This is a genomic window from Flavobacterium gillisiae, from assembly GCF_900107635.1.
In the GTDB taxonomy this organism is placed as follows: Bacteria; Bacteroidota; Bacteroidia; order Flavobacteriales; family Flavobacteriaceae; genus Flavobacterium; species Flavobacterium gillisiae.
In genome coordinates, this window is the sequence record NZ_FNRD01000013.1 from 1 (window position 1) to 16,170 (window position 16,170).

Annotated in this window: 13 protein-coding genes and 1 tRNA gene; 2 read left to right on the forward strand and 12 right to left on the reverse strand. The window is 31.0% G+C overall.

The features are described 5' to 3' along the window. Nucleotides 1-389: 389 nt before the first annotated feature. From BLV35_RS15635 to BLV35_RS15675, 10 genes are all read right to left on the reverse strand, one after another. Nucleotides 390-1,283: a phospholipase D family protein gene (locus tag BLV35_RS15635; RefSeq protein WP_091092394.1), complete on the reverse strand. Its 894-nt coding sequence runs from the start codon at nucleotides 1,281-1,283 to the stop codon at nucleotides 390-392. A gap of 2 nt (nucleotides 1,284-1,285) precedes the next feature. Next, nucleotides 1,286-3,076, reverse strand: coding sequence for a GmrSD restriction endonuclease domain-containing protein (locus tag BLV35_RS15640; RefSeq protein WP_091092397.1), 1,791 nt, complete (start codon nucleotides 3,074-3,076; stop codon nucleotides 1,286-1,288). A gap of 43 nt (nucleotides 3,077-3,119) precedes the next feature. Next, the gene (locus BLV35_RS15645) at nucleotides 3,120-3,677 is read right to left on the reverse strand and encodes a hypothetical protein (protein WP_091092399.1); all 558 of its coding nucleotides are present in this window, start codon (nucleotides 3,675-3,677) and stop codon (nucleotides 3,120-3,122) included. Between the two features lie 53 nt (nucleotides 3,678-3,730). Further along, the gene (locus BLV35_RS15650; protein ID WP_091092401.1) at nucleotides 3,731-5,710 is read right to left on the reverse strand and encodes a UvrD-helicase domain-containing protein; all 1,980 of its coding nucleotides are present in this window, start codon (nucleotides 5,708-5,710) and stop codon (nucleotides 3,731-3,733) included. Further along, nucleotides 5,694-7,523 (reverse strand): ATP-dependent nuclease, encoded by a 1,830-nt coding sequence (locus BLV35_RS15655; protein WP_091092404.1) that lies wholly within the window; start codon nucleotides 7,521-7,523, stop codon nucleotides 5,694-5,696. Before BLV35_RS15655 ends, BLV35_RS15650 begins: the two co-directional genes overlap by 17 nt. 63 nt (nucleotides 7,524-7,586) lie before the next feature. After that, nucleotides 7,587-7,748, reverse strand: coding sequence for a hypothetical protein (locus BLV35_RS19320; RefSeq protein ID WP_176980636.1), 162 nt, complete (start codon nucleotides 7,746-7,748; stop codon nucleotides 7,587-7,589). A 6-nt stretch (nucleotides 7,749-7,754) separates the two neighbouring features. Beyond that, complete coding sequence (locus tag BLV35_RS15660; RefSeq protein WP_091092406.1) at nucleotides 7,755-8,321, reverse strand: hypothetical protein; 567 nt, start codon at nucleotides 8,319-8,321, stop codon at nucleotides 7,755-7,757. A 5-nt stretch (nucleotides 8,322-8,326) separates the two neighbouring features. After that, nucleotides 8,327-11,917 carry a DUF7149 domain-containing protein gene (locus BLV35_RS15665; RefSeq protein WP_091092409.1) on the reverse strand — a complete coding sequence of 1,197 codons (3,591 nt, stop codon included), beginning with the start codon at nucleotides 11,915-11,917 and terminating at the stop codon, nucleotides 8,327-8,329. Nucleotides 11,918-12,148: 231 nt separating this feature from the next. After that, complete coding sequence (locus BLV35_RS15670; RefSeq protein WP_091092411.1) at nucleotides 12,149-13,513, reverse strand: tyrosine-type recombinase/integrase; 1,365 nt, start codon at nucleotides 13,511-13,513, stop codon at nucleotides 12,149-12,151. 52 nt (nucleotides 13,514-13,565) lie between these two features. Further along, nucleotides 13,566-13,639, reverse strand: a tRNA-Met gene (locus BLV35_RS15675). A gap of 155 nt (nucleotides 13,640-13,794) precedes the next feature. On the opposite strand from BLV35_RS15675, the gene BLV35_RS15680 reads away from it, so the two are divergent. Both BLV35_RS15680 and BLV35_RS15685 read left to right on the forward strand, forming a co-directional pair. Next, the gene (locus tag BLV35_RS15680) at nucleotides 13,795-14,187 is read left to right on the forward strand and encodes an START-like domain-containing protein (RefSeq protein ID WP_091092413.1); all 393 of its coding nucleotides are present in this window, start codon (nucleotides 13,795-13,797) and stop codon (nucleotides 14,185-14,187) included. 55 nt (nucleotides 14,188-14,242) lie between these two features. Continuing rightward, nucleotides 14,243-15,082 (forward strand): aminotransferase class IV, encoded by an 840-nt coding sequence (locus tag BLV35_RS15685; protein ID WP_091092415.1) that lies wholly within the window; start codon nucleotides 14,243-14,245, stop codon nucleotides 15,080-15,082. Here the strand turns inward: BLV35_RS15685 and BLV35_RS15690 are convergent. Beyond that, nucleotides 15,079-15,639 (reverse strand): YqgE/AlgH family protein, encoded by a 561-nt coding sequence (locus tag BLV35_RS15690; protein ID WP_091092418.1) that lies wholly within the window; start codon nucleotides 15,637-15,639, stop codon nucleotides 15,079-15,081. The two genes, BLV35_RS15685 and BLV35_RS15690, sit on opposite strands and share 4 nt — an antisense overlap. 125 nt (nucleotides 15,640-15,764) lie before the next feature. Continuing rightward, nucleotides 15,765-16,037, reverse strand: a complete 273-nt coding sequence (locus BLV35_RS15695) for an HU family DNA-binding protein (protein WP_091092421.1) — start codon at nucleotides 16,035-16,037, stop codon at nucleotides 15,765-15,767. Between the last annotated feature and the right edge of the window lie 133 nt (nucleotides 16,038-16,170).

The window sequence follows — 16,170 nt, forward strand, 5'->3', positions numbered from 1 at the left end:
TGGCACAAATCGAACCGGAATAGTGGCACAAATTGACCGAAATGGGTGGCACGGTCTAACCGAAATCAGTGGCACAAATCGAACCGAGATATCCATCCATAAATTTCATCGTTAAACTCTTTAAAGAAAGTAAATCTTTCCAATGCAATACCGCCTGAATACAAATCAATAATATAGTCGTAATATTCATCTCGTAATTCAGGTATAGGTGTAAAATTTCTTAGTGGAGGCCTTCTATCTCTTAATCCGCTAATTATAGTACGTGGTTCACTAATTGTAAATAATTTCGAATCTAAAAAAAAATCATCTGGGGTTAAATTTGACTGCTGGTATGTTGTAAAGTCAAGATAGCCGAAATATTTCATTTAAAATGTTTTTGAATTTTCCTGTTAGAGGATAGGATTTGACATTGAAGTCCTTCCGTTCGATTCTCTTCCTGTTTTGTGGCAATAGTTCTCTCTGTAATTCCAGTTTTCAAAAATAGCCCAAGTTTGATAAGCCTCATAACAGTAAGGACGTCTAGGGTCAAATGGTATTTGTTCACCTGTTCTTATACAAAAACCTGATTCTGCCTGTTGATTTCTTCTGTTGTAGTTGTTCTTAGGGGTATAACTAGAATATTGTTTTTTTTCTACAGTTTTCTCCTCAGGAACAAACTCTTCTCTCGATGGTTTATTGTCAGACTCTATTGTGTCAAAATCATTAAAATATTTTTTTTCAAAATCCCTGTTCCTATATAATGCATCAGTCATATCATATAAAATTCTTGACTCAACGTATTTTCGCGATAATCCTAAATTTGTTTTTTTGAATATTGGAAGTTTCACAAATACACATGGGTTATCAGTTATAACGCTATTTGTGTACTGGTAAGAATCAGTATAGAGTTTGTCTAAATTGAGTTTAGAGTTTTGAAAACAGATTCCATACTCGACATTTCCTGTCATAGATTTGCCTAAAAGATTAAGTGAAGTTAAAAGCGCTTCACTTTCATTGGCATAATATTTTGCGTGTAAGTTGTTGCAATAAATAATAGTAATATTGCTGAATTCTTTGAATATCTCTAAATCAGATGGAGTTAAACTTCTTTGAGTTTCACCTTCATTTTTACCAAAAACGATAATCACTTCTAGTTCAGGATTGTTTTTTAATTTTTTAAATATGCTTTTGCAATAATCATCAAGCCTTATGAAAGGGGAAAGAATGATAAGTTCTTTTTTTGCCTCCCAAATAATATCAGTTAATTTTTCATCTAATGCTTTGCCTGTAAGAAATTCTGCCATTGTTAAAGAGTAAAATAATAGTTTTTAATTTTTTGAGCCATAAGTTTTCTACGTTGAATCAAGAAATCTTGATAATCTTCGATTTCCATATTCATTATAGACTCAGGTATACAATTTGATTTTAAATTTTCGAAAAGTTCTGTGTGATTAGAAATTCCGCTTACTAATTTGTTATCGTCTTCAATTTGTTTATTGATTAATTCAAAGTAATTTTTAGGAGGTTTATTACCAACTTTAATATTAATTTCAGATTGCATATAAACATAGTTAGCAATTTGATTGTATTTTCCTCTTTCTAGACCATTTTTTCTTAAATAATCTTTTGGGAATAGGTGATGAATATCACCTCTCAAAGAAATTAGATCACCAACTAAAACATCTTTAGATAGAAAACCTTTATCGTTTGCTTTTACTTGCGACGCTAGGAAAACATTAAAATAAGGACTACTCGCTACAGAAGTATCAAGACTTTGTGGTAATGAAGCATTCCAGAAAGCATCTGATAATTCTCCTTCTTCTTTTTCTTTCAAATATTCATCAAACGGTCTATTATTGATCTGTTTAATGTCAAAATCAAAAAAGGATTCAGCAGAACCAGAATACCTTCCTGTTAATACCGAATACACGAACCAGCGTCTCACATAGCTTTCTATCGCAACAGAATTTACATTAAGTTCTTTCAGTTTCAAATAAAGAATGTAAGCAAAGTTTAAAGCATTTTGTGAACGTATTAATTTTGGGGAGATAAAACCTGCCGACTTGATTATCATCAAGAATCGTTTAAAATTGGTTTCATTCATAAAATTCATAATACCCACTTTAAATTTTGCAAAGGATTGTTCAGCTATTGCGTCTTCAAAGGTTCTGGTTTCAAAGTTCCTGCCTGAAAGCAAACTGACCAAATCTGAAAGTTTACCTCTGTTAAATTGCGAAGTAAAAGCAACACGAATCATATCAGTATAACTTGGATCGTATAAGTCTTCACTTTCAGATTTTAACCATTTCATTTTTTGAAAGAATTCCGTTTTTGCAAATTCTTTGTCGTTGTCTTCAATGTGTTTGTAAAAGTCTGGAGAGATCGCCAGATGACAGAAGTAATCAATTGCTTTTCTTAAGATATTCCCATTGTAATCTGTATTAGAAGCAATTTTACTCATAGCAAAATCTGCCTGACTTAAAACAACACCTTTTGAGTTGATCCGGATAAATATCTCCGTTACTGTTTCAATATCTAAATCGTGAGCCAGTTCAATAATACCAATTTGTTTTTTTGGAATATTGATAAGATTGGTAAATGATTTTTCAACTAAATCTTCATCAGCTTCGGGATTTTGAGCTAAATATTGACGTACTAATTTCAAAATACTAACTTCACCATTAATAGCTTCTGAGATATTGGGTAACCAACTGTTATCTTTTAAAATAGCTGGATTTTGCACTTCGAATTTTTCCAATAATGGATTGAAAGCAATTTTAATTTTTACTCTTTTATAGGTTTTATCAATAACATACTCACCAAGAATTGCAGCTGTCAAAGCGGTAACCCTTTGCTGACCATCTATTAGAATTTTCTTACCCTCGCTCATACTGCCATCCTTCAAGCGGACATTGGGATTTCGCCAAGCGATAACGTAGCCAATAGGAAAGCCTTGATATAAGCTGTCCATTAAATCTCTTACTTTTGAACTGTCCCACACAAAAGGTCTTTGTATTTCTGGTATGGCGATTTCTCCTGATTTTACCCAAGTTAAAAGCGTTTCTATTAAATGTTGATTGACTGAATATTTTTGCATTATTTATTTTTTATTTAAATCGTTTGCTAGTCGTAGTAAATATTTAGTTTACTGTTTTTACGATAATAATTCTCAAAGAATTCACATTCTGACCATAAAATCTCCCCATTATACTATCTATTTCAATTCTGTCTTTAGTAATCCTATTTTCAATGAGTTCATAATCGAAATTTCGTCCCAAAAGCATTTCATTTTCCAAGTCACCGAATTGTGGATTTGATTGCAAAGGTGCCATATTGGTGTTCGGGACACATTGAAATTGAATATATACTGGGTTGTTGACATTGGTAAAATGACTTTCAATACTTTCAAGATCGGTTGCGGTAGATAGAAATTCTGGATTGGTATATAAATTATCATTTAAAAAAGGCAATATTAATTCCTCAATTGTTGCTCTATGAAGAACAATTTCATCATTATAGGTATATTTTAATATAATTTTATCAAGAATTTTAGTTTGAGTTAATTGCTCATTAGTCAAAGTGTTTGATCGTAAATTGTCGTTTAGATTATAACAGAATGAGTTCTCATTTGATTTATATTTGTTGAATATAATTTTTTCTTCTTGTGTAAGTTGTGTATAGAAATTTTCTTTGTCCATTATTGATTTTTTTGCTTATTACTGTTAGCTATGACATCTTTTTAAATTGTAATTTATATTTCAATTATCTCCCATTTATCCCTATCTATGCCTGATAAATGATTATTGAATCTAACTTTATGTATAGCAATACAAAGAAAATTAGTAGGTCTTGAAAAACCTACATATGCCATTTTTGTTGATTGAATTATTTTATCGTGACTGTTTGGTATTGTTGCGAGTGTTTGGGTAATTGTTTGAGTCCCTATAAATTGATTACGTAACCTTTCAGACTCATAATTCCCGTAACCCCTGTCAAAAAAAGATTCTAAATATAATGTTGCACAGTGTGTCTGTCCTTTTACAGCGTGTACACTTGTTATCTCGATCTCTAAATCGGCCTCTTTATAAATGTTTGTAGTTTCTGGTTCTTCAACATTTTCCATTAAAATATCTTCTACATCTGCGGATATAAAATTCAAGCTGGTTGAAAGAGGAGTAGGTGAGAAAATATTTGAAAAAGTAGGAGCAAATTCTTTTATCTCATCCCAAACACCATTCGTTTTTCCTTTTATTATACCAATAGACCAATTGTAGATATTTAGACTAAATTGTTCATAAAAAGTAAAGTCTTTTTGCTTAATAAAATCTATTAATTTTTTCTTTGTATAGGTTCTCCCATCTTCACTATTTAAATTTTCTAAACGCAATATTTTTAAAAAAGCATTTAGTATATTTTTACGAATAGGTTCTAATGTCAGTTTATTTTTATCATAAAATAAAAGATAGCTTTTTAGACAATTGTAATCTTGTTTAGGTTTTTGATTATCTTTTTTGAAGCCATTAAAATAATCCACAAGTCTTAGTTTAGTAATATTATCTAAATCAGCTTGTGTTTTCCATTCAGTATTCCACGCTATTACTTTAGTAGGGTATTTATCAAAATCAATTAAACTGCCATCTTCTTTAAAAGTTCTCAATAGTTGAGTGAAATGTGGAATAATGTCTTCAATTGATGAATTATCAAAAACTAAAATATGAGGTTTTATTTCACAGTCATTCAATCCAACAATTTCAAATTCATCAGTGGTATGTAATGCAAAATTGCACACTATATCTGATATTGGCTTGCTTAGTCTTTGACTTCCACTTAATCTTAAAATTTCTAATCTATCACTCCAAATTTCACTAGCTTTAACAGAGTTATAAATTGCTTGATTTTTATCGCCTATTCGTTGAAAAATTGAAAGACTATTTCCTTGATCAAAAAATAACTTTTCTAATAAATCATATTGATGCGTATCCATATCTTGCATTTCATCCACATAAACATTGGAAAAACGTTTTTGTAAAATATTCTTTATATCAGGAAAATATTTTAAGTAAAGTTCAGCTAAAAAATATGCATCATCATAATGTAGAAACCCTGATTTTAATATCTTAGTTTTAATTGTAGTGAACGTTTTATATGTTTGGGAATTATTTTCACGACTTAGACAAATTTCTCCGTTCATTCCTTTTATTAAATTTAGGTTTACATCAAATCTTAAATTTTTAAAAAAGTCTTCTGGGTTGTGCTGTTGATTTAGCCAATTTTTAGCTCCTGAATTTGGTAAATTTCTGTAATAACTACCTGCTATTTCATCAAAAATCTCACTATCGATTCTAATAGGTTTCTTCTTAAATTTAGATGTATAGAAAGGAATCGCTAAAAAATCATCAACAAAACTTTGAATTGTACCAATGAAATTTGGGTAAGAAAATAATTTTGGGCAATGCTTTTGTATTTTATATTTTATTTCATCAATTGCGGCGTTTGTGTGCGATAAGACAAGTATTCCTGATCCATCAGCAAATGGTAATTTTCTTTCTAGTATTAAGAGTTTTGCCAATAAAACCGTGGTTTTACCACTTCCCGGCACAGCTTGTAAATCTAAGGTGTTAAGATTGCGAATAAAATCCTTTCTTTCATCGTCAAAAGTTTTTCCTTCCGGAAGAAGAATCTTTTCAGAATATAAAATGTCGTCATCAGTAATACTAATTTCCTGTAACATAGTTTATAGCTTTTACAAGATAATTAATACTGTCTTCTTCGTCATTAGTTGCAATATTTATTGTTTTTGCATCTATTTTTTTCTCTTCAAAGTTTTTTAAATCTTCATCAATTGCATTTGCAATTCTGTAAGCAATTTCTGTTTTTTTTAACCCTTTATTAATCAGTTTTTCAGCTAATGATTTTTCAAAATCAGTTTCCCAATCTGTTCCTGTATGAATTGATTTAGCATTAATTTGTAATGTACTTGTTAAGCTATTTGATTTAAATAATGAATATTCTAAAGTCCAATTGGGAGCAATAAAATATAGTACATTATTTTCTGATTTAGCTTTTAACTCAATGATTTTCTGGTCAGTTTCTGCTTGTATTGTTGCTAAATCTCTCTTTTGATATACTGCTTCACCCGCAATTAATACTTTCTGATATTCCCTAATATCGGAATCGGTAAGAATAGCTATTGGTATGGACATAAAAGGACCTTGCTTTCTAAGAAAAATATTTGCATATCTATTATATGCAAGACTTCCAACATTAACAATTGAAATTCCTTTCTCAGTTAAATTAACACCTATATTTTTTGAAATACTTGGAATAAGTATTTCTTCCGCCCATCCTTCAACTAAAATAATTCCTTTTGCAAAAAATAAATTAGCCTTTGTAGTGTCAAGAAATTTTTCCAAAAACTTATAATCAGCTGGATTAAGTTTTGTATAGTCTGCGCCCATTGGAAAAGCATTACCATTATTGCAAATAATTAGGTTTTCGAGTTTTAATTTAGATGCTAAATTAGGGCTATGTGTAGTGAGAATTAATTGTATTGCATTTTGTTTTTGAAGGGATTCTATAACTTGCATTTGGGCTTGTGGATGAAGGTGCGCTTCCAATTCTTCTACTAAACCTAATCTTAAACCACTCCAATTTGATTTGTTCAAGTGAAGTAATTCAGCGGCCATAAATAACCTATTAAGCGTTCCTAATCCAGGATTTAATTCGTCTTTCAAGAATAAAGTTAATTTTTCAAGAATACTTTTTATATCATTTGATGAAGCAATAAATTCAGTTTCATATTCATTACTATAAAAGTCTTTAATATATCCGTCGATTTTATTCTTAATAATCTTTCCTTCTTGTGGTAAAAATAGCACTTCTTCACCTTCATTGTTATTTGTTGAAACTTCAAATTGACCTTTAAAATATTTATCAATTTCTTTACTTAAGTTTTCAAATATAATGACAAGTTCATGGTCATTCTCTTTTCCTTTAAATGCTGAATCTCCCAAAAGAATTTGAGATAATCTTGAATTGCGTTTTGCAATCAATTCGTTTTCTGCATCCCTAAGCGGTTTTAAATACGTTGCTTTAAGATATTCTCTAGCTTCTGCAGTTAATTGATATCCATCTTCATCTGCACCTGCCTTTAAATCAGTTGGTAAAATTTTTTCCCCTTGTCTTTTTACATCGTAATTTATTTTCAAATATGGCTCCGCATTTTCTCCTATGCCATTCCATCCAAGCCATTCAGTAAAATTTTTTGCTTCATCTGGAATTAATCCATTAAAAAGCAGTTCAATTCTAAAACGATTTGAATTGCTAAAAAAGTCTTTATCCTCAACCCTAATGTAATCATAGCTATGTGTTTTAAGAGCAAGTTTTATAGCATCTATTATTGCTGTTTTTCCTGAATCATTTTCACCAATAATCACATTTAGACCTTTTGTAAAGTTTAAATTTAAATTAGGGTTTTCTATATCAAATTCTACATCGGAACCAAATCGTCTAAAATTCCAGAGTTTTATATTTTGTAAATACATATAAAATAATAGTTTTGTTCAATAATCTTTATCTCTTTCTTACTGAAATCATAAACCATTTAATTATTTTTCTTCATCGTTTTTAGGTTTAACTATAATCTTTGGCTTCAAAGAGTTTGATGGTGTAGGAACAACTCTTCCGGCGGTAATTTTAGCGCCCAAATGTTCTATATTTTCTACTTTTTTTGATGCGTCATTTAAGAGACTATTTATTTTTTTTTCCATCTTGTTTTATTTTTTCGGATTATAGGTAGGTCCGTTCTGTGGCGGAGGAGGAATTGTTCTTCCTTTTTCTTCTGTTTGAGGTTTTGGTTGCTGCGGAGTCGGGCTGTTACCTTTGTTTGTATTATCCATACTATAAATATTAATTGTTACAAATGTTATTAATGATACTATCCCAATAATTAGTGACCAAATTGACACTCTATTTAATCTGTTGATTATCCTATTTCTTACTTCAATATTCCTAAAAATTGTTTCGAATTTTTCATTATCGATCTCTTTAATCGTCGAATCAGAATCTAAGATTGATTTATGATGGGAATAAAGATTAGAAAGTAAGGTTACAACCATTAAAAACATCCCTGTTATTACAAATGGTTTATAGATTGCTTTATCTAATGGAACTATTTTTTCAAAAAAAGTTAATGAAAGAACAAGTCCTCCCGAAGCTAATATGTTAATATATTTCTCGAAATCATCTTGACTTTTGCTTTTGTTTTCTGTTACTGCATTTCTATACTCAATCCATTCTTGACGAATAGTTTCCTTTCTAATTTCTTCTTCTGGATTTTCCATATTTATTAACTCCCCTCCACAATTTTTATTTCTTCCTCACTCAAACCATACAACTCATAAACCATTGTGTCGATTGCTGCCTCTAAATCGCTGGTGTCGGCTTGTGGATTTTCGGATTTCAATAAAAGAATTTCATTGACTCTTTCTATAAAGGGTTGTTGATTTGAAATAGATATTTTTTTTATAGGTATCAGTGCTAGGTTTACACCTTTCACTTGAGCAAATGTACGTCCAGCCTCACCAACTAATTTTTGATAGAAAAAATTAATTATTTTAGAATTTATCAAAGCCAGTAAATAATTTAGGTGAAAAATATTTTCATTTGACAAAAGAACGAATACACTTTTCCAAGCATATAGTTTATTTTCATCAATTGTAGAAATTATACGATCTCCTGTTTGTCTTATTAAAATTTTTCTTGGTTCTATGAATAATCTTTCTTCTCTAGCTCGATGTAATAATTCTCTTTTATATTCAACGTATTTAGGGTCATTTTCAAATTGAATTGAATATTTATTGAAATTCCTACCACGAACTAATGGTTTGCTAAATTCAGTAATTGGTTTGTCTGAAATGAAATTAGGTGTGCATTCTATCCCTATTTTTACTTCGCAAATTTCATTTAATTGTGATGAGTAATTTTTAATTTTTTGTATAATCGCTCTCTCATCAGCATTTATTTGAATATTAAATGATAAATTTTCATTTTCTTTAAATGATTCTTGGCTAATTTGTTTGTAATCTTGATTTAAATTATCTGGTCTGAATAAAAAATTAACTAAATGATTTGTATTCTGTTTCTTCACAAGAACAATAATTACAGTTGGTACAACTGCTTCTTCAAAGGCTCCAAGTCCTAAGTCTATTATGAATTCAATACTATAATCTTTTAGTATAAGTTCTCTAATTTTTTTTCCAAACTTTTGAATTAATAAATTGTTTGGAACAATAAATGCTAATCTTGAATTTGATTTTAAAAGCGAAAATGATTTTTCAAAAAAATATATATATGAATCAAAATCACCTTCCATTGAATAATAATTTGATTTAATGAATGATTTTTCTTCTTGTCTGAAATTAACCCCATAAGGCGGATTCCCAATCACGACATCAAATCCTTCAAAATCCCCATTATCATTCAATACATCAGGAAATTCAAACCGCCATTCAAAAGCATTTTCATAAATGGCATTGCTTCTTATTTCTTCAATTTCAATGTCTAAAGTTTTAATATCAGTGGCGAGAACAGTTACTTTTTTGTTCCAATCGGTTTGCTCTTTTTTGCTTCGCTCAAAAAGTCCCGTTTGTTGGGTTTGGTTAAAGAGTTCGCCTTTTAGCTTTTCGAGTTTTAGTTTCTTCGGGTCGTTTGTGCCAATTTCGCTTCTAAAATTTCCTTTTATATCACTAATCAAGCGTTCCATTTCTTTTTTTTGCTCTTTGCTTTCGGCATTTCTATAGGTTGAAACCGCAAGTTTGTAGCTTTCAATATTCCATTTGCTTTGCTTCAATGCTTTTTTCAAATTGGCATCCAATCCAAAACGAGAAATTAAGGAGTTGCCACATTTTATATTGATATCAATGTTAGGTAAGGTTTCCAGTTCATTGCTGTCGGTTTTGTAATAAGCATTTTTCAATAATTCAATCCACAATCGCAAACGGCAAATTTTCACGGAATTTGGGTTGATATCCACACCAAACAAACAGTTCTCGATAATGGTTTGCTTTTCGTTAAATAAAGTTTCTTGTATGCGTTGGCTTTCTTTATTCTTTGGATTATACTGAAATGGTATTCCATCTTCGTCAGTAACAATCAATTCATCATTGACTACTTCAAAATGATATTCTTTCAGTCGGTTGCCATTATGGTCTTGCAAAACCCGTAAATCATTTTTAATAGCAACAATTTCATTCAGGGCAGACACTAAAAAGTGTCCTGAACCTACAGCAGGATCACATATTTTCAGGCTATTAATAATGGTATTGGCTTCTTTTCTGTCCTCAATTTTATCATAAAGGGAATCAAAATCTTTACAATCCCAATTTTTGGTTTCGTTGAATTTTTGAACTACCGCTCTCCGAATCGTTTCTTTACACATATACATTGTAATAAAACTAGGAGTAAAGAATGAACCGTCTTTGTAGCCATTTATTTTTTCAAAGATTAATCCAAGAACAGAAGCATTAATCAATGTTTTATTGTCTTCCTGTATGTCTTCACTTCCTTCGCTTGCAAAATCATAAGCATCAAGGAAAGAGAAGAAATAGTTCAAGGAATCTTTTGTTCCTGTTTCCTTCTTGCCTGTTGCGTTTTTAATTACGGTCGAGCTTAATAATTTTAAGGGAATATGATCTTCTAATTGAGAAACAAATAAGGTATCATGTTCTAAATCTGTAGGTTCAAATAACGAGCTATTCAAGTAAGGAACTTTTGCAAAATCAGCGGTAACTCGGTCATTACGTTCACTTGGTTTCTTTGCCAAAACTTGAAAAAACAAACTGTTTAAACTATCATAATCGGCAATTAAATTGGCATTAAGGAAAGAATAACTCTTGTCTCCCTTATGGTAAGTAATAAGTTGTGCTTCGAGTAATTTTAAAAACAAAATACGATTTACCCAAGTAATAGTTAGTTCTAGAGCTACTGTAAACAATCGTTCCTCATTAGTATCGCCATATTGTTTAGGGTTTTGCAAACGCGAAATTTTATCTAGACTGTCCAATTGGATAATGGCATTCTCTAGTAACGAGCCTGAATTTCGATCTTCTTTTTTATGCCGTTCTATTAGTTTTTTTCCACCTTGCTTTACTTCGGTTAAACCAATAATGTGCAACAACTCACTGTAAAAATTTTTGTCTAATGTATTACTGTCATTTGCAAAAGATAATTTGAGTAAATGCTCAGGAGAAAGTAATTTGTACAAAGCAACAAGTTTTCTGTCGTCTTCTTTATCTTCATTTCGTAATGGTTTGTCATATTTGCGTATGTCAAAATGGGTGAATTCGATTGTGGTAACGATGGAAGCTATAAAGGGTTTAGCAATTTCGTTATAGAAATAATCAGTTTTATGTCCCGACGAACGTTTTTCTTCAAAATCAATAAATTTCTTTGTAAAGGATTTGTCTTCGGCAAATAACTTATTGAATAATTGTGCGTCAAAAACAAACCACTCATAAATATTGGTAACTACAAGGTGTTTTAATTCGGTATTTTTATGTGTAATACGTTCTCTCATGTAATACAAAACCAATTCCTGTAATGCTTTACCGTTTAAGTTAGCAACGGTAATCATTTCGGACTTGTTTGTGAGGCTTTTTGCTTCTATAATAACACCTACATTGGTTTTGGCATCTTTACCGTTATGTATAACTAAATCATTTTTCCCTTTAGTATTTACAAAATAGTTAGGATCGTAATAAGTTTTTTTTAGAAAATCAATCACTAAGTTTTTATGAAACTCTTCACCTTCACCTTCGTTAATAGCATCTAAAATTTTTATCAAATTGGTTTTGAAATTCTCAATATCAGAACGATTAGGTTTAATTTTTAAAAAGGCTTTATTTAGTGCTTTACGAGGTTCAAGAAGTAGTGTATTCATATTCTTATATTGAAAAATTCTTTGTTTATCAAACCTACCACTAAAAAACGACATCTACAATTGTAAGATAAGTTCACTTGGATATTTGTTTAACGCACAAATTTAGAAGTTAGCAATGAATCTTTTTTACGGTTTTCCTCAATTTAAAAGGTTTGTTTATTAGGGGGCATTTATCAATATTGAAATTACTATATTGTTTTACAATGCATTTTGCAAAGCTGTTACAAATGTTTAATTCAACAAATGAGAGTAATCTTCAGGTAAAGCAGCATCAATATCTCTTAAATATTTTTCTAAGGCTTCCATAGTTTGATGTCCTGTTATTTGCATCAATCTACTCTTTGTTTCATAAGGTGTCAGTGTTCTAGAAAACTCTTTATACAAGTTGGTTATAGAAGTGTGTCTGAAACTATACAGCCCGTAATTCTTGTCTAAATTAAAATGGTCTTTGACCTCTTTAAATCGTTTAGAGAAGTAATCTCTCCTGTTATTCTCTTCGGTTTCCCATTCACCTCCAATTTCAGTTGGTGTAAAGAGAAAATGGTCTGGTCTAGCATTACATAAGTCGGGAAGTAGGTCAATTAATTTCTGCGGTATGATTTTTACTTTAACGGCTTTGTTTTTAGCTCGGACAAATAATTTCTTTCCTTCTAAATCTAAATCCGAAATTCGTAGTCTACAAACTTCTACTGGGCGTAGAAAATTATAAGTGATAAATTGGATGAATAGAAGCAGTATTTTGTCATTGGCTTCTAGATAGCTCAATATGTCTGTTTCTTGCGTTACAGAGTAGGTCTTGTTTCTCTCAGGAGCTGATTTCAAAGTATTAATACTCGAGACGAAGTTTTCCTTCATCAATTCATTATCTACTAATGTTTGGATTAATGAACTTAAGTCGGCTTTGGTATTATTACGATTACGTGCACTAGAGTTTATTAGTACAAAATTCAAGTAGTTGATGATTGATTTTTTAGATAAAGTGGAGATAGAATTAGCCGATGCTCCATTGTCTTCATCCATCCAAGTTAGAAAACGTTTAATGCGTCCTTGTAATCCACTATAAGAAGTTTTACCTATGGAACTCTTTTTTAATTTCAAGCCAAATTCAAATGCTTCCCTAATACATAGTATATTTTCCTGCGTTTCTGCAACGTCATTTTCTTTTTTTGGGATAGATTCTTCAATACTAATTGTAGATCGAATAGGTTCTGACTGTTCATTTGTCGATTTTCCGAATATTTTTGCTTCTAAATCTTCATTTTCAGTGTAAGGGTTGAATCCTTTCTCTAATAAATAAACAAGATCAATTTTAAGTTTTTCGAGATAATTAAAACGTTCCGCAGCAGTCTTTAATTTGTTTACTCCGTTCTTAATATTTGGTTGGCGAACTAAAAAACCAGTTTTTGGGTTTCTACAGGAATAATAAAGATACCAGCTTTTGCTAAGAGCAATCTCTTGTTCTTTTTTAGAGAGCTTATTCCATTGTCTTACGTCGACACCACCAGTAAATATTGTAGGTTGAGAAAAATGAGGTTTCATTGGCAAATCGTGTACTCTAGCGTGTACTGTTTGTAAAAGTAGAGAAATTTTTGACATAAAAAAACGGATTAGTGTAGACTAATCCGTGATTTTCAAAACTTTAAGTTCGTAGCGAAGACGGGAGTTGAACCCGTGACCTCAGGGTTATGAATCCTGCGCTCTAACCGACTGAGCTACCTCGCCAAATGTTCAAAGAATAACAATCCCTGAACGCGGGTGCAAATATAAAAATTATTTTAGAGCAAACAAGCAAAAATCAAAGAAAAAAAAATATTTTTAAAAACGTTTTTTTTATGGCATTATATTCTATATATTCGAAAAAAATATAAATGTAGCTCATGGATTTAAAAGTACGTTACGAAATAGAGTTCCCCATAAACTCTTCTCCTCAATTATTGTATCAATATATTTCGACTCCATCTGGATTGTCGGAATGGTTTGCAGATAACGTGAATTCTCGAGGTGAGTTTTTCACTTTCATATGGAATGATTCAGAGGAGAAGGCTAGGCTTGCCTCAAAGAAATCAGGCGAAAAAGTGAAGTTTAAATGGGTGGACGGTGACGGTAAGGATACAGAGTATTTTTTTGAACTTCATATTTTAGTTGATGAATTAACCAAAGATGTTTCGTTAATGGTAGTTGACTTTGCTGAAAAAGATGAAGTTGATGAAGCAACGCAGTTGTGGGAAAATCAAATATCAGACTTAAAACATCTAATTGGATCTGTATAGTAAAATTGTATATTATAACTTACATTTGCCCTAAACTAAATTTAGGGCTTTTTTTATGATTAATTTTAATGGAACTATAGTATCTCAGGATAGTAATATATTGACACAGAATCGTGCTTTTTTATATGGCGATGCCGTTTTTGAAACGGTTAAAATCGTAAACTCTAAAATTCTTTTTTTAGAAGACCATTATTTCAGGTTAATGGCGTCCATGCGTGTCGTTAGAATGGAAATTCCGATGAATTTCACTATGGAATACCTTGAGGAGCAAATTCTCTCTTTAGCGGCTAATAATTCGTTGTCGAACTCCTCGCGTGCTAGAATTACTGTTTTTAGAAATGATGGCGGGTATTATTTGCCACAAATAAATACAGTCTCTTATTTGATTCATACAATCGGAATAGAAGAAAAGCTCTATTCATTCAGTCAGCAGAAATATGAAGTAGATTTGTTTAAAGATTTTTATGTGACTAAACAATTGCTTTCTTCAATAAAAACAACAAATAGAATTCTAAATATTACCGCAAGTATTTTTGCTAGTGAAAATGGATATGATAACTGCTTACTATTAAACGATAGTAAAAATGTTGTAGAAGCAATTCAAGGGAATATTTTTATGCTAACGGGCAATAAATTGATTACTCCGCCAGTTTCTGAAGGTTGTTTAAATGGCGTTATGAGAAAACAGATTTTGGAATTCGCTAAAAAGGTGGGCAACTTAGAGGTGGTAGAAGAGGTGATTTCCCCTTTTGATTTACAAAAAGCAGACGAGTTGTTTATTACAAACGTGATAAAAGGAATACAGCCTATAACAAAATACAGAAAGAAAGACTTTGATGTTGTCTTGGCAAAAGTATTATTGGAAAAATTAAATGAAGTGGTAAGTGCGACTTAATTTAAATAGGGGTTTTCTGGAGCGTTAGACCAAATCATGTAGTCGCCTCCTAATTCTAATATTTGTTCTTTCCAGAAATGTGCTGAGGACTTGCCGATGATTTTGTTTTTATAACTATTTGGAGCAATAATCCATGAGTTTGACATCATTTCCATCTCTAATTGATTCTCTTCCCATCCTGTGTAGCCTAAAAAGAAACGAATATTATTTTTGTTTATTTTTCCGTTATTGATTAGTGCCTTAGTAGACTCAAAATCTCCTCCCCAATAGATGCCATTAGATATTTCTATGCTATTTGGTATCAATTCTGGGATATTGTGGATAAAATAAAGGTTGTCTTGCTCAACTGGTCCTCCGTTATAGATTTTAAAAGAGGCATTAATTTCTGGAAGTAGATCATTGATCGTGTATTTCAGTGGTTTGTTTATGATAAAACCTACTGATCCGTCCTTATCGTGGTCTGCTAATAAAATTACAGATCTATTAAATGATAGATCTCCAATTATAGAAGGCTCTGCTATAAGTAGTTGTCCTTTTATTAATTTTTCTGAAATCATAATACCGTAATTTTTTTAATAAATTTAAGAATAAATAAGAGAAAAAACCAAATAAAATCGTTTAAAGACAAAAAAAAACCCCCCATCAGGAAGGTTTTTATTATAATAGGTTTTAAAACTTACAATTAGTTTACTGCACCTTCTAATTCTGCACCTGCTTTGAATTTTACAACGTTCTTAGCTGCGATTTGAATAGTTTTTCCTGTTTGAGGATTTCTACCATCTCTTGCTGCTCTTGCTGAAACTGACCATGATCCGAAACCTACTAGAGATACTCTACCGCCTTTGTTCAAAGTTCCACTTACATTTCCTAGAAATGACTCTAAAGCTAATTTTGCAGCTGCTTTTGTGATTCCTGCATCAGCAGCGATAGCATCGATTAATTCTGATTTGTTCATAATAATAGTTATTAATTGTTGGTTATAAAAAATTGTTAATACACAAATTTAGCAGGAAATCCCTTCCTCGCAAGTGTTTCAGTGGATTTTAGTACGTTTTGTTGATAACTTATTTTTTTTGTTCATAAAACCA

Bases quoted from the DNA above. Each gene is read 5' to 3' on its own strand.
- BLV35_RS15635 (WP_091092394.1), bottom strand. From the start codon at position 1,283: ATGGCAGAATTTCTTACAGGCAAAGCATTAGATGAAAAATTAACTGAT.
- BLV35_RS15640 (WP_091092397.1), bottom strand. From the start codon at position 3,076: ATGCAAAAATATTCAGTCAATCAACATTTAATAGAAACGCTTTTAACT.
- BLV35_RS15645 (WP_091092399.1), bottom strand. From the start codon at position 3,677: ATGGACAAAGAAAATTTCTATACACAACTTACACAAGAAGAAAAAATT.
- BLV35_RS15650 (WP_091092401.1), bottom strand. From the start codon at position 5,710: ATGTTACAGGAAATTAGTATTACTGATGACGACATTTTATATTCTGAA.
- BLV35_RS15655 (WP_091092404.1), bottom strand. From the start codon at position 7,523: ATGTATTTACAAAATATAAAACTCTGGAATTTTAGACGATTTGGTTCC.
- BLV35_RS19320 (WP_176980636.1), bottom strand. From the start codon at position 7,748: ATGGAAAAAAAAATAAATAGTCTCTTAAATGACGCATCAAAAAAAGTA.
- BLV35_RS15660 (WP_091092406.1), bottom strand. From the start codon at position 8,321: ATGGAAAATCCAGAAGAAGAAATTAGAAAGGAAACTATTCGTCAAGAA.
- BLV35_RS15665 (WP_091092409.1), bottom strand. From the start codon at position 11,917: ATGAATACACTACTTCTTGAACCTCGTAAAGCACTAAATAAAGCCTTT.
- BLV35_RS15670 (WP_091092411.1), bottom strand. From the start codon at position 13,513: ATGTCAAAAATTTCTCTACTTTTACAAACAGTACACGCTAGAGTACAC.
- BLV35_RS15680 (WP_091092413.1), top strand. From the start codon at position 13,795: ATGGATTTAAAAGTACGTTACGAAATAGAGTTCCCCATAAACTCTTCT.
- BLV35_RS15685 (WP_091092415.1), top strand. From the start codon at position 14,243: ATGATTAATTTTAATGGAACTATAGTATCTCAGGATAGTAATATATTG.
- BLV35_RS15690 (WP_091092418.1), bottom strand. From the start codon at position 15,639: ATGATTTCAGAAAAATTAATAAAAGGACAACTACTTATAGCAGAGCCT.
- BLV35_RS15695 (WP_091092421.1), bottom strand. From the start codon at position 16,037: ATGAACAAATCAGAATTAATCGATGCTATCGCTGCTGATGCAGGAATC.